This window comes from Streptomyces sp. OZ13, assembly GCF_052068155.1.
Classification (GTDB): domain Bacteria; phylum Actinomycetota; class Actinomycetes; order Streptomycetales; family Streptomycetaceae; genus Streptomyces.
In genome coordinates this window covers 606,946-620,306 of record NZ_JBQHCZ010000004.1, presented here as the reverse complement: position 1 = coordinate 620,306, position 13,361 = coordinate 606,946, and the positions used below count along the sequence as shown (strand labels likewise).

Genomic DNA, 13,361 nt, shown 5'->3' with positions numbered 1-13,361 from the left:
GAAGCCTGGCGGCATGACCACAACAGCCGTACGGCTCACCGGCCTCCGCCGCGTCCACCGTGACGTCACCGCACTCGACGGCGTCGACCTGGAATTCCCGCGGGGGTCCTTCACCGCCGTCATGGGGCCCTCCGGATCGGGCAAGTCCACCCTGCTCCAGTGCGCCGCCGGGCTCGACCGGCCCACCTCGGGGAGCGTGGAGATCGACGGCTTCAGGCTGGACGGGCTGAGCGAACGGCGGCTGACGCTGCTGCGGCGCGACCGGATCGGCTTCGTCTTCCAGGCCTACAACCTGATCCCGTCGCTGACCGCGGCCCAGAACGTCGCCCTGCCGCTTCGGCTGGCCGGGCGGCGGCCGTCGCGTGCCGATGTGCGCCGGGCGCTCGCCGAGGTGGGCCTCGAAGGCAGGGCGGGGCATCGGCCGGGCCGGATGTCGGGCGGGCAGCAGCAGCGGGTCGCCCTCGCCCGTGCCCTGATCACCCGGCCGGCCGTGCTGTTCGCGGACGAACCGACCGGTGCGCTCGACACCGTCACCAGCAAGGAGGTGCTCGGACTCCTGCGCGGGCTGGTGGACCGCGAAGGGCAGACGATCGTGATGGTCACCCATGATCCGGTGGCCGCGTCGTTCGCCGACCGGGTCGTCCTCCTGGTCGACGGGCGGGTCGGCGGAGAGCTCACGTCGCCCACCGCCGAGCAGGTCGCGGCCCGTCTCGCGGGGCTGGAGGCGGTCCCGTGCTGACCGTTGCCTGTGCCGCACTGCGGGCACGCTGGGCCACGTTCGTCGCCGGCTTCGTCGCACTCGCGCTGGGCGTCGGCCTGCTTGCGACGATGGGCCTCGGCCTGGCCTCCACCCTGGAGGCGCCGCAGCGCCCGCCGGAGCGGTTCGCCTCCTCGCCGGTGGTCGTCATGGGGCAGGACAGGCTCACCGTGGAGGTCCGTCGGGGGCCGGCGACCGGGACGGTGTCGAAGCCGCTCGCCCATCCACACCCTGTGGACACCGCACTGCTGCCGGAACTGGCCGCGCTCGGCCCGGTGACCCGCGACGGCGGCCCTGACGCGGTCGGCGTCGACGCCCCCGCCGACAGGGTGAGAGAAGTGGTGGGCCGCAGAGCTCAGGTCCTCACCGGGGACGAACGGCGGCGCGCCGATCCCGGGACCGAGCGCGACGCCCAGGCTCTCGTCTCGGTGAACTCGCTGCTCGGCACGGCCGGCGGCGTGTCCGCCTTCGTCTCCGTCTTCGTGGTCGCCTCGACGTTCGCCTTCGCGGTGGCCCTGCGGCGACGTGAGTTCGGGCTGCTGCGGACAGCGGGGGCGACGCCCGGCCAGATCCGCCGCCTGCTGCTCACCGAATCGCTGGTCGTCGGCGTGCTCGCCTCGGCCGCGGGCTGCGCGCTCGGCGCGTGGGGAGCGCCGCGGCTGGCCCGGGCCCTCGTGGAAGGGCGGGTGGCGCCCGCGTGGTTCGCTATCCGCGAGGACGTGAACTGGCCCTTCCACGTGGCGTTCTGGACCGGGCTGCTGGTCGCCGTCACGGGAGTGTGGGCCGCCTCGCGCCGGGCAGGGCGCATCGGTCCCGCGGAGGCACTGCGTGAGGCGGACGTGGACACGGGTGTGCTGCCGCGCGGCAGACTGCTGGCCGGCGTCGTCCTCGCGGTGGCCGGTGCGGCGCTGCTGGCGTGGGGGCTCGCCACGGACCCGGCCGACCTGCTGAAACGCAAGACCTACCTGACCCGGCCGATGATCCTGATCACCGCCGTCGCGCTGCTGGCTCCACTGCTCGTGCGGCGCACCGCGAGGCTGCTGCCCCTGCCCGGCGCGGTGGGGATGCTCGTACGGGAGAACACCGCCGCGTCCGTGCGCCGCACGGCCGCCGTCGCCGCGCCCGTACTCGTCACCGTGGCACTCGCCGGCTCGATGACCGGGACCGCCGAGTCGGTGACGGCGGCGCGGGCGGCGGACGCCCGGGAACGGACGGCGGCCCAACTGGTCGTGACCGGCGAACGGTTGCGCGTGCCGGAACGCTCCGGCAGCACGCCGGTGACGAAGGCCGCGACTATCTCGCCGTCCGCGTCCACCGCCGTGTACGTACGGGAGGAGGGCACCGCGCTCGTCGGGTTCGAGGCGCGCGCGGTGACCGACCCCGCGGCGTTCGCGAAGCTGGCGCGGCTGCCCGTCACGGCGGGCGACCTGCGCGACCTGGACGACCGTTCCATCGTCGTCACCGAGGAATGGATGCGGCACGAAGTGGGGCGGACCATCGACGTGTGGCTGGGCGACGGCCGCCCGGCCAGACTGCGTATCGCCGCCGTCCTGGCGGTCGGGACCGGCGGCGACGGCGCTTTCGTCACGGCCGCCAACGCGCCCACCGCCCCGGTCGACCGGATCGACGTACGGGCCGGCGCCGGCGCCTCCCCGGCCGCACTCGAAGCCCTCGCCGGCGAACTGCGGCGCTCCTTCGGCGGAACGGTCCGCGACGTGCACGAGTGGGCCGCGGCGACGCATCCCCGTACGAGCCCGCAGACGCGTCTCGGAATGCTCGTGGTCCTCGGGATCGCCCTTGTCTACACGGCGATCGCCCTCGCCGGGACGCTGCTGATGGCCACGTCGGCACGCGCCGGCGAACTCGCTTCGCTGCGCCTCGCGGGAGCGACCCGCGCGCAGGTGCTGCGGGTGGTCACAGGAGAGGCACTGCTCTCCGTCGCGGTGGGAGCCGTGCTGGGGGCGGCGATCACCGCCGTGAACCTGGCCGGGCTGGGGACGGCGCTGGCCGCGCTGTCGGCGCCCGTGACCGTGGTGGTGCCGTGGGGCACGGCCGGAGCGGCACTCGGGTCGTGCGCGGCGGTCGCGGTCCTCGCGTCGCTGGTCAGCTGCCCGCGGACAAGGTGAGGGCGGCGGGGCGGGCGGGGGCGGGGCGAGGAATGAGGTCCGGGGACTCAGGGGGCGGGGCGGGACACGAGGTCGCGGGACTCCGGTCCCCCGCCCGCGGTCATTTCCCGGGACCGGCGCGCGCCCGGTCGGGAAACGCCCCCGGTCAGGAACACCCCGTCAGGAAATACGCAGCGTCCGCTTCGCGAGTTCGTACGCGGGGAGCATCTGCTCGTGTTCCTGCGAGTCGAAGCCGCCGAGGTCCACGACCACCAGGCCCCGCGGCGTGGCCACGGCGAAGGCACGTTCCTTCTTCGGGTCGTCGAAGAACTCGTTCTTGTTGATGTACGTGACCTCGGTGGCGGCGAGCTTCCCCGCCTTGGTCTCCTTGTACACCTCGTCCGTCCGCTCCTTCGCACCGTCGGCGACGAACGCCTGGAGCGCCTTGCGGGTGTCGTCCCCGGCCTCGGCACCGACCCACACCCGGATGAAGCCGATGTGGCCGGCGGGCTTGGCGTCGATCTCGCACACGAGGGTGACCGGGCCCTGGTCGAGGACCGCGGCGAACTCGCTGTCCTTGTCGCTCTCGAGGCGCTCGGGCTTCCAGTCCGCGGCGAGCGAGAAGGTGACGGGCATCGGGCAGGCGGAGCCGGGGGCGCCCACCGAGCCCGCCTCCGCCGGCCCGTCGGCCGCCTTGTCCTGCTCCTTGCTCTCTTCCTCGGTCTTCTCCTTCTGCGTCTCTTCCTTGCTCGCGTCCTGCCGCACGTCCTGCCGGCTCGCCGGACCACCCGCCTGATCGTCCGAGTCGGCCTTCGACGAGCAGCCGCTCGCCACCCCCGTCACCAGTACCGCCGTCACCACCCCGAGAGCCGCGCCGCGCAGACGTCCCCGCATCACACTCCGCACCGAAGGATCCCCACCCTGTCTGTCCGTGAACCCGCCACCACTGTCGGCGGCGTAGCAGGATCGATCCTACGGAGAGCCGCTGTCGAGGAAGGGTTCGAGCAATGGGCGAGAACAAGGACCGGATGCTGGCCGGCGAGTGGTACCTCCCGGACGACGAGGAGTTGGGCGCGGACACCCGGCGCCGTTCCGAACTCTGCGCCGCCTACAACGGGAACGGCGGCGCCTCGCCCGACGAGCGGACCGCGATACTCCGCGAACTGCTCGGCTCGCTGGGCGAGGACGTGCGCATCCGACCGCCGTTCCACTGCGACTACGGGCGCCACATCAGCATCGGGGACCGCACGTTCGTCAATTTCAACGCGGTCTTCCTCGACGCGGCCCCCATCACCGTCGGCGCCGACGTGCAGATCGGACCGAACGTGCAACTCCTCACCCCGGCCCACGAGATGGACACGGAGCGACGCCGAGCGGGGTGGGAGAAGGCGGTCCCCATCGTGATCGGTGACAACGTTTGGCTCGGCGGCGGCGTGATCGTCTGCCCCGGCGTCACCATCGGGGAGAACACCGTCGTCGGCGCGGGGTCCGTGGTCACCAGGGACCTGCCCGCCGGGGTGCTCGCCGTGGGCAACCCCGCCCGCGTCGTCCGCTCCCTGACGGGCTGAGCCCGCGGCGCGCCCGCCTCCCACGTCGCCGCCCGGCCCGTCGACCGGCCGTTGTCGTACCCGGCTGCCACACTCGAACCCATGGGCGAACGATGGGCTCTGGCAGCGACGGAGGGGGACGGGGCCAGGCTCGTCCCCCTCCGTCCCGACGGCCTGCCCGCAGGGCCCGCGGCGGAGGAGCCCGACCTGGTCGAGGCGGTCCGTTCCCGTCCCGGGGTGGACCGGTGGGTGTGGCGGTCGACCGCCGGGATCTATCCGCGGCTGCTGGCCGCCGGTGTCCGGGTCGAGAGGTGCTACGACATCGAGGACGCCGAGCTGCTGCTGCTCGGCCACGAGGGACGGCTCGGCGAGCCCCGCTCGGCGGCCGCCGCCTGGGCGCGGCTGCGCAACGCTCCCGTGCCGCCCGATCCGCCGGCCCGCGCGGCCGAGCCCGGCTCCCAGTCCTCACTGTTCGAGCCGCAGCCCGTCGCCGTGCCCCTGGAGGCACTGCTCGAGGTCTACGCCGACCAGCAGCGAAGGCATCTGGCCGCCGAGCACCCCGGCCGGATGCGGCTGCTCACGGCCGCGGAGTCCGCGGGCATGCTGGTGGCCGCCGAGATGAACCGCGCGGGGCTCCCGTGGCGGGCCGATGTGCACCGGGCGGTGCTGCACGAACTGCTCGGCGAGCGGTACGCGGGCGGTGGCGAGCCGAGACGTCTGGCGGAGCTCGCGGACGAGGTGTCGGCCGCCTTCGGCCGGCGCGTGCGGCCTGACCTGCCGGCGGATGTGGTGCGGGCGTTCGCACAGGCGGGGATCAAGGTGCGCTCGACCCGGCGATGGGAGCTGGAGGAGATCGACCACCCGGCCGTGAAGCCGTTGATCGAGTACAAGAAGCTGTACCGCATCTGGACCGCACACGGCTGGAGCTGGCTCCAGGACTGGGTGCGGGACGGCCGTTTCCGGCCCGGGTACCTGCCCGGCGGCAGCGTCTCCGGCCGCTGGACGACCAACGGTGGCGGGGCACTTCAGATACCGAAGGTGATCCGGCGGGCCGTCGTCGCGGACGACGGCTGGCGTCTCGTGGTCGCCGACGCCGACCAGATGGAGCCGCGGGTACTCGCCGCGATCTCGCGGGACCACGGCCTGATGGAGGTCGCGGGGCACGACGGCGATCTCTACACGGCGCTGTCCGACCGGGCGTTCTCCGGAGACCGCGACCACGCCAAGATCGCGCTGCTCGGCGCGATCTACGGCCAGACGTCGGGCGACGGCCTGAAGAACCTGGCGGCGCTCCGGCGCAGGTTCCCGAGGGCGGTGGCCTATGTGGACGACGCGGCGAAGGCGGGCGAGGAGGGCCGGCTGGTACGGACATGGCTCGGGCGCACCAGTCCCCGGGCGGCCGGCGCGGGCGACGACGACGAGGCGGGCATCCCCCAGGAGCCGGTCGAAGCCGCTCCCGCCGACGGCGAGTTCACGCCCGGCTACGCATCGACCAACGCCAGGGCACGGGGCCGCTTCACCCGGAACTTCGTGGTGCAGGGCAGCGCCGCCGACTGGGCGCTGCTGATGCTGGCGGCGCTGCGGCAGGCGACCGCGGGGATGCGGGCGGAGCTGGTGTTCTTCCAGCACGACGAGGTGATCGTGCACTGCCCGGCGGACGAGACCCGCGACGTGGCCGAGGCGATCCGCTCGGCCGGTGAGCTGGCCGGGCGGATCGCCTTCGGTGAGACGCCGGTGCGGTTCCCGTTCACGATCGCGGTGGTGGAGCGCTATTCGGACGCGAAGTGACGTGCGCAGGCCCGACTGCGGTACCGGCTCCGCGGAGACGAGGCTCCGGGGTTCGCGCCGAGGGGGCCCGGCTGCCGGAATTCGCCGTCGGGGAGCCCCGGAGCTCGGCGCCGTGGGGGGCCAAGCCTTGGCGCTCGCGCCACCGTGGAGACCAGGCCGCCGGAGCCCGGCTCCCGGGGCCGGGCCCCTGCGGCTCATCCGGTCGTCGTGCGCCACTTCTCGTCGAGGACGATGGTCTTCATCTGCTCGATGGTCAGGACCGGCTCGGCGCGGCTGGCGTCCTGGCCCTGCCCCGGCGCGTTGAAGGCCATCATCACGACCCGGAAGCCGTCGGGGCGCAGGGTGTCGACCGTCCAGCCGACCGCGCCCGCGCCGCCCTTCTGGTCGGGGTCGTTCTCCTTCTTCACCATGACCTTGGTGCCGTCCGGCAGGGTCGTGACGTCGCCGGTGAAGACCGCCGCGAGGTCCTGCATGCCGGACTGCGCGTTGACCTGGATGAAGCCGGCGCCCTTGCCGTCGTCGGCGACGACGAAGCCGTAACCGGGGTCGCCCTGCTTGTCGAGGACCTTCAGTCCCTTGGGCAGCAGCGACGTGAGGATCTTGTCCACCGGGGTACCGGCGGCGCCGGGCAGCGGTGTCTCCTTGTCGGGCTCGCCCAGTTGCGCGCCGATCGACTGCCACACGCCGTCCGTGACGAGCGTCTTCAGCTGCGGGCCCGTCAGAGGCGGGGCCGGCCGGCTGACCGGCGCGTTCTTCTCGGCGGGCGCGTTCCATTCGCTGGCGTCGACCTGCACGCCCTTCGGCGTGATCAGGACGGCCCGCCACAGTCGGGTGTCCACACGCCGGTCGGGATATTCGTAGCCCTGGAACAGCATGTAGCGGGAGCCGTCGGGGAGCGTCTCGGCCTTGCATGTGTCGTGCTGCACCAGCGCCTTGGACGGGCACGTGACGTACTGGTCGGCGCTCTGTCCGGCCGGGTCGACGGTGCTCACGCCGAGGCTGATGGCCGCCGCTCCCTGTCCGTCGTCGAAGACGACGGAGGCGTACGGGCCGGTCTTCCCGCCCTTGACGTCCTCGGTGATGCCCTGACCGGCCTCGCGGGTGATCTTTCCTTCGGGCAGGAGGGCCTTGAAGGCCTCGATCATCTTCTCCTTGGTGACCCCGCCCGCCGGGGGCGCGCTCGGAGCGCCGGGCGTGGCCTGCCCCGCGACGGCGGTGGGCGTGGCCGGTGCCGCGGCCGACGCCCGGCCGTCGCCGGAGCCGAGTGCGCCGGTCGTATAGCCGCCGGCGACGCCGACCACGGCGAGCGCCAGGACGCTGCCGGTCACGGCGGCGGTCCTGCGACGGGCCAGCCGGCGGCGGCCGCGGGTCAGGCCGGCGTCCACCAGGCCCGGCCGGTCCAAGGGCCGGAACGTGTCACCGGTACGGCGGATCGCATCACCGAGTTCGTCCTCGAAAGGCATGGGGAACCACACTCTCTGGTCGCATCGCATGAATGAAGTGGTGGAGCCCGCGGGGCGGCCCGCGGGAAGAGCCCGTCGTCGCGGTGCCGCGCCTCAGCGGGCGGCGAACTCGACGAGACTGCCGCCGAGTTGCTCGCGGAGCTTGGCGAGCGCCCGCACCGTTCTGGTGCGCACGGCGGCGGAGCTGACGTTCATCGCGTCGGCGGTCTCCTCGATGCTGCGGTCCTCCCAGTACCGCAGCACCACCACCGCCCGGTCCTTCGGTGAGAGCCGGCCGAGCGCACCGAGAAGTGCGAGGCGCAGCTCGGGGTCGTCACCGGAGAGCAGGGCGGAGTCGGGCAGTTCGCCGACAGGGCGTTCCGAAGCGGAGCGCCGGCGCCTGTGAGTGAGGAACGAGCGGACGAGAACGGTCTGTGCGTATCCCGCCGGATTCTCGATCCGGGAGACGCGCCCCCACAGCACGTACATCCGGCCGAGCGTCTCCTGCACCAGATCCTCTGCGAGGTGCGTGTCCCCGCTGGTCAGGAGGCAGGCGGAGCGGTAGAGGTGCGCGGCGCGATTCGCCGCGAACTCTCTGTACTCCTCCGTGCGGGACGCTCTCATCCCCTGCTCACTCTCCCCCCGTCGTGCGCCGGCGACCCCTTCACCTCATTGACGCGGCAGCGTCCCCGTAATGTTTCAACCTTTTCCAGGACCCGTGCCGGGGTCAGGCCCCGACGTACTCCCGCAGATGGTGCGCGGTGAGGGTGTCGCCGTGGGCGACCAGGTCCTTGGGTGTCCCCTCGAAGACGGTGCGGCCGCCGTCGTGTCCGGCGCCGGGGCCGAGGTCGATGAGCCAGTCCGCGTGTGCCATGACCGCCTGGTGGTGCTCGATGACGATCACGGTGTTGCCGGCGTCCACCAGCCGGTCGAGCAGCGCCAGCAGCTGGTCCACGTCGGCCATGTGCAGACCGGTGGTCGGCTCGTCCAGTACGTACGTCGCCGCCTTCTCCGCCATGTGGATGGCCAGCTTGATGCGCTGCCGCTCACCGCCGGAGAGGGTGTTGAGCGGCTGTCCCAGCCGGAGGTAGCCGAGCCCGACGTCCCGCAGCCGCCCGAGGATGGTGTGTGCCTGACCCGAGGTGAAGAAGTCGTGGGCCTCGGCCACCGACATCCCGAGCACCTCGCTGATGTTCTTGCCGCGCAGGGTGTACGTGAGCACCTCGGGCGTGAACCTCTTGCCCTCGCACTCCTCGCACACCGAGGCCACGCCCGCCATCATGGCGAGGTCGGTGTAGACGAGCCCCAGGCCGTTGCACTTGGGGCAGGCACCGTCCGAATTGGCGCTGAACAGGGCTGCCTTGACTCCGTTGGCCTTGGCGAAGGCGGTACGGATCGGGTTCAGCAGACCGGTGTACGTCGCCGGGTTCGAGCGGCGCGAACCGCGGATGGGCGACTGGTCGGCGACCACCACTCCGTCACGGGCGGGCAGGCTGCCGTGGATCAGCGAGCTCTTGCCGGATCCGGCGACGCCGGTGACCACGGTCAGGACCCCGAGCGGTATGTCGACGCTCACGTCCCGCAGGTTGTGCAGGTCGGCGCCCTTGATGGCCAGCTGTCCGCGCGGCTCGCGCACCTTCTCCCGCAGACCGGCCCGGTGCTCCAGGTGCCGCCCCGTCAGCGTCCCGGAGGCCCGCAGTCCGGGCACATCGCCGCTGAAGCAGATCTGTCCGCCTTCCGTGCCGGCCCCAGGGCCGAGGTCGACGACATGGTCGGCGATCGCGATCACCTCGGGCTTGTGCTCGACGACGAGCACCGTGTTCCCCTTGTCGCGCAGCCGCAGCAGCAGGTCGTTCATCCGCCGGATGTCGTGCGGGTGGAGACCGACGGTCGGCTCGTCGAAGACGTAGGTCACGTCGGTGAGGCTGGAACCGAGGTGCCGCACCATCTTCACGCGCTGCGCCTCACCGCCGGACAGAGTGCCGGCGGGCCGGTCCAGGCTGAGATAGCCGAGGCCGATCTCCACCAGCGAGTCGAGCAGGTCCCGCAGTCCGGCGAGCAGGGGGGCCACACCCGGGTCGTCGATCCGGCGCACGAACTTCGCGAGATCGCTGATCTGCATCGCGGAGCACTCCGCGATGTTCACCCCGTCGATCTTCGAGGAGAGGGCGGCGGCCGTCAGCCGCGTGCCCCCGCAGTCGGGACATTCGCGGAAGACCACGGCCCGGTCGACGAAGGCCCGGATGTGGGACTGCATCGCGTCGCGGTCCTTGGTCAGCATCGTCCGCTGGACCTTCAGCAGCAGGCCCTCGTACGTGAAGTTGTTGCTGCCGACCTTCACCTTGACCTGCGGCTTGTGGAGGAAGTCCGCCCACTCCTGCTCGGTGAAGTCCCGGAGCTTCTTGTCCGGGTCGTAGAAGCCGGAGTTGGCCATGATCTGCCAGTACCACGAGTCCACCGCGAAGTTCGGCACGGTGATCGCGCCCTCGTTCAGCGACTTGTCGCGGTCGACCAGCTGGTCGATGTCGATGTCCGACACCCGGCCGACGCCTTCGCAGCGCGGGCACATGCCTTCCGGAAGGTTGAAGCTGAAGGCTCCGGACGTGCCGATGTGCGGCGTGCCGAGACGGGAGAAGACGATCCGCAGCATGGTGTACGCGTCGGTCGCGGTGCCCACGGTGGAGCGGGAGTTGGCTCCCATCCGCTCCTGGTCGACCACGATGGCGGCGCTCAGGTTGTGCAGCGCGTCCACGTCGGGCCGGCCGAGGCTCGGCATGAACGACTGGATGAAGGCGGTGTACGTCTCGTTGATGAGGCGCTGGGACTCGGCGGCGATCGTCCCGAAGACGAGGGACGACTTCCCCGAGCCGGACACGCCGGTGAAGACGGTGAGGCGCCGCTTGGGGATGTCGAGCGAAATGTCGGCCAGGTTGTTCTCGCGCGCGCCGCGCACCTGGATCACATGGTGGTTGTCGGCCGGGATCGTCATTCGGCCGACGTTAGCCGACCCCACTGACAACGGGGCCCGGTACCTGCGTCCCGCCCGTTGACAGCGGTGGGACAGCGTTGTTTCGTCGTCTGGCAAGCGCTTTCCGGCCGAACCTTGGAGCGTTCAGGTGGAGTTCTCGCGTCGTTCCGTGCTGTCCGTGATCCCGGCGGCAACGCTGCTTGCCGTGGCCCAGCCCCTGCGCGCCCGAGCCGCGCCCCGCGTCCGCCCCTCCGCCTCCGGACAGGCAGCCGATCACGAGACCCTGCTGCGCAACACGGTGGCAGTCTTCGCCGGCACGGCGGAGGCCAACGCCCGGGCCGAGGTCGCCCCGAAACTCGCGGCCATCGCCTCCGCGGCGCGGTCGCGGCTCGCCGCGATGGACGGCGCCGGACCGGGCGAGCTCTTCGCGGGGGTTCCGCTCGGGACCAGCGATCCCAACCTGAGCAGGACGTTCCAGTACCTGTACGAGATCGCCCTCGCCACCCGCACCCCGGGCGTCTCCGGTCTGTTCGACGGCACGGCGGTCCGGCGCAGGGTCGCCGACGGTCTGGTCCGTCTCCACGACGAGTACTACGGCGACCAGTCGAAGGGCTACTACGGCAACTGGTTCAACTGGGAGATCGGCATCCCCGGCCACGCGACCAAGACCCTCGTACTGCTCGGGGACGAACTCGCGGCGTACCGGCCGGACCTCGCCGCGACCTACGTCGCCTCCATGGACGCGTACCTGCGCAACGGCAAGAACGGCGACGTCGACCTCGACTCGCGCTTCCACACCGGAGCCAACCTCGCCGACATCACGACCAACCGGATCCTCCAGGGAGCGGTCCTCGGCGAAGACGCCCGTGTCAGCAAGGCCGTCGCCGACCAGCTCACCGTCTTCGCCCGGATCGACCCGTACGACCTGCGGCACGGTGTGACCGACGGCTTCTACGCGGACGGCTCCTTCGTCCAGCACGCGTCCGTCGCCTACACCGGCTCCTACGGCAAGGGCCTGCTCACCCGGATCGTCCAGAGCGTCAAGATCCTCGACGGGACGGCCTACGTCCCTGCCGAGAACCTCGTCGGCGTCGTGCAGGGCTGGGTCGCGGAAGGCTTCGCCCCGGTGGTCTTCGAGGGCTGGATGATGGAGATCGTCAAGGGCCGCGCCGTGTCACGCACCGGCACGGGCTACGCGGACGTCGCCGCCGTCGTGGAGGCCGTCGTCGACCTCTCCGGATACAGCACCGGCGGCGACACCGAGGCGCTCGAGGGCTACGTCAAGTACGTCCGGCAGACGTCCAGGACGAACCTGGACCCGGCCTCCTTCGTCTCCCCCGTCAGCATCGCCCGCTACGCCGACATCCTGAAGTCCCCGGCCCCGGCCGAGGACCTGGTGCCCGCCGCCTCCCACACCGCGTTCAACGCCATGGACAGAACCGTCCACCGGCGCCCCGGCTACGCGTTCGCCCTGGCCCGCAGCTCGGACCGCATCAGCAAGTACGAGTACATGAGCGGCGAGAACCTGATGCCCTGGTTCCAGGGCGACGGGGCCCACTACCTCTATCTCTCCGGCCAGGACCAGCGGCAGGCGTTCGGGATCGACTACTTCACCACCGTCTCCCCGTACCGCCTGGCGGGCGTGACCGCCCCGGTGGAGGACCGCCGTACCGTGCCGGAGCTGTACGGAACGCTCTGGTACGACAATCCCGAGCGGGGTTTCACCTCGTCCTCCGAGTCCCAGAACACGTACGTCTACTTCCCGCGCGGCAGCCACCCTCACTCCGGCGGCGCCCGCCTCGGCGCGTACGGCACCACCGCGCTCGTCCTGTCCGACGATGTCGCGTACGCGGCGAAGGAGGCGGGCGAACTGCCCGACGACTTCGTCGCCTACCAGGGCGCCCGTGGCACCAGGTCCTGGTTCATGCTCGACGACGAGATCGTCGTCCTCGGGGCCGGTGTCACGGGCCACGCGGACCGCGCGGTGACCACCACCGTCGACACCCGCATCGCCTCCGCGACCGCCCCGGTCACCCTGACCGGTGAGCTCCGCGACGGGACGCCGTGGCAGGGGACCGGAACCGCGCCGCTCGCCTGGCTGCGGTACGACGATCCCGGGCAGGGGACCGCCGTCGGATACGTCTTCCTGTCCGGACCCCGGCCGGCCGTCGCGCTCGACACGGTCACCCGCAGCCTGCGCGGCGTCCGTCTGTCCAACCCGGACACCGCCGTGACCAGGCAGGTCTTCACGGTCTCCTACGACCGGCCCGCCGGTGCCGCGCCCGCCGCCATGGCGCACGCGATCGTCCCGAACGCCTCCGAGCGCCAGTTGGCCTCCTACTCGGGCGGGCCGCTCTCCGTCCTCGCCAACACCGTCCGCGCCCAGGCGGTCAAGCACACCGGGCTGGGCATCCTGGCCGTCAACACCTTCGCCCCGGGCACCCACCACGTCGAGCGCCTCTCCGTCGACGGCCCCGCGTCGGTGATCCTGCGCCGGTCCGCCGACGGCACGTGCTCGATCGCCGTGTCCGACCCGACCACGGAACGCCGCACGGTCAGGGTCACCCTCCACGGCCGCGCCCTGCGCCCCGTCTCGGCAGACGACGGGATCCGCACCACTCACGTCCCGGGCGGCACCCGCCTCGACGTCACGACGCACCACGCCTACGGCCGCAGCTTCACGGCGACGCTGCGGTAGGGAATCCCGTACGGACAGCCCGGCCGCCGGCGGGTCCGCTCGTACGGGCCGGCCGG

General features: G+C 72.0%; 9 protein-coding genes. 5 read left to right on the top strand and 4 right to left on the bottom strand.

The window, feature by feature from the left end; all coding sequences use genetic code 11:
* Positions 1-13: 13 nt before the first annotated feature.
* Positions 14-739, top strand: coding sequence for an ABC transporter ATP-binding protein (locus ACTMTU_RS13060; RefSeq protein ID WP_441263630.1), 726 nt, complete (start codon positions 14-16; stop codon positions 737-739).
* A complete protein-coding gene (locus tag ACTMTU_RS13055) occupies positions 733-2,883 on the top strand; it encodes an ABC transporter permease (RefSeq protein ID WP_441263629.1) in 2,151 nt (716 codons plus the stop codon). The genes ACTMTU_RS13060 and ACTMTU_RS13055 overlap by 7 nt, the downstream gene beginning before the upstream one ends.
* 159 nt (positions 2,884-3,042) lie before the next feature.
* Here the strand turns inward: ACTMTU_RS13055 and ACTMTU_RS13050 are convergent, their stop codons facing one another.
* Positions 3,043-3,756, bottom strand: coding sequence for a lipoprotein (locus tag ACTMTU_RS13050; protein ID WP_441263628.1), 714 nt, complete (start codon positions 3,754-3,756; stop codon positions 3,043-3,045).
* Between the two features lie 113 nt (positions 3,757-3,869).
* On the opposite strand from ACTMTU_RS13050, the gene ACTMTU_RS13045 reads away from it, so the two are divergent.
* Complete coding sequence (locus ACTMTU_RS13045) at positions 3,870-4,430, top strand: sugar O-acetyltransferase (RefSeq protein ID WP_441263627.1); 561 nt, start codon at positions 3,870-3,872, stop codon at positions 4,428-4,430.
* 81 nt (positions 4,431-4,511) lie between these two features.
* Entirely contained in the window at positions 4,512-6,197 is a 1,686-nt protein-coding gene (locus tag ACTMTU_RS13040) for a bifunctional 3'-5' exonuclease/DNA polymerase (protein ID WP_441263626.1), read from the top strand.
* Positions 6,198-6,391: 194 nt separating this feature from the next.
* Here the strand turns inward: ACTMTU_RS13040 and ACTMTU_RS13035 are convergent, their stop codons facing one another.
* The 3 genes from ACTMTU_RS13035 to ACTMTU_RS13025 all read right to left on the bottom strand — a co-directional run bounded on the left by ACTMTU_RS13035 (position 6,392) and on the right by ACTMTU_RS13025 (position 10,628).
* Complete coding sequence (locus ACTMTU_RS13035; RefSeq protein ID WP_441263625.1) at positions 6,392-7,660, bottom strand: hypothetical protein; 1,269 nt, start codon at positions 7,658-7,660, stop codon at positions 6,392-6,394.
* A 93-nt stretch (positions 7,661-7,753) separates the two neighbouring features.
* Complete coding sequence (locus ACTMTU_RS13030; protein ID WP_441263624.1) at positions 7,754-8,263, bottom strand: SigE family RNA polymerase sigma factor; 510 nt, start codon at positions 8,261-8,263, stop codon at positions 7,754-7,756.
* Between the two features lie 103 nt (positions 8,264-8,366).
* Entirely contained in the window at positions 8,367-10,628 is a 2,262-nt protein-coding gene (locus ACTMTU_RS13025) for an ATP-binding cassette domain-containing protein (protein ID WP_441263623.1), read from the bottom strand.
* Between the two features lie 127 nt (positions 10,629-10,755).
* Here ACTMTU_RS13025 and ACTMTU_RS13020 point away from each other — a divergent pair, with 127 nt between their 5' ends.
* Positions 10,756-13,305, top strand: coding sequence for a polysaccharide lyase family 8 super-sandwich domain-containing protein (locus ACTMTU_RS13020; RefSeq protein ID WP_441263622.1), 2,550 nt, complete (start codon positions 10,756-10,758; stop codon positions 13,303-13,305).
* Positions 13,306-13,361 lie beyond the last annotated feature (56 nt).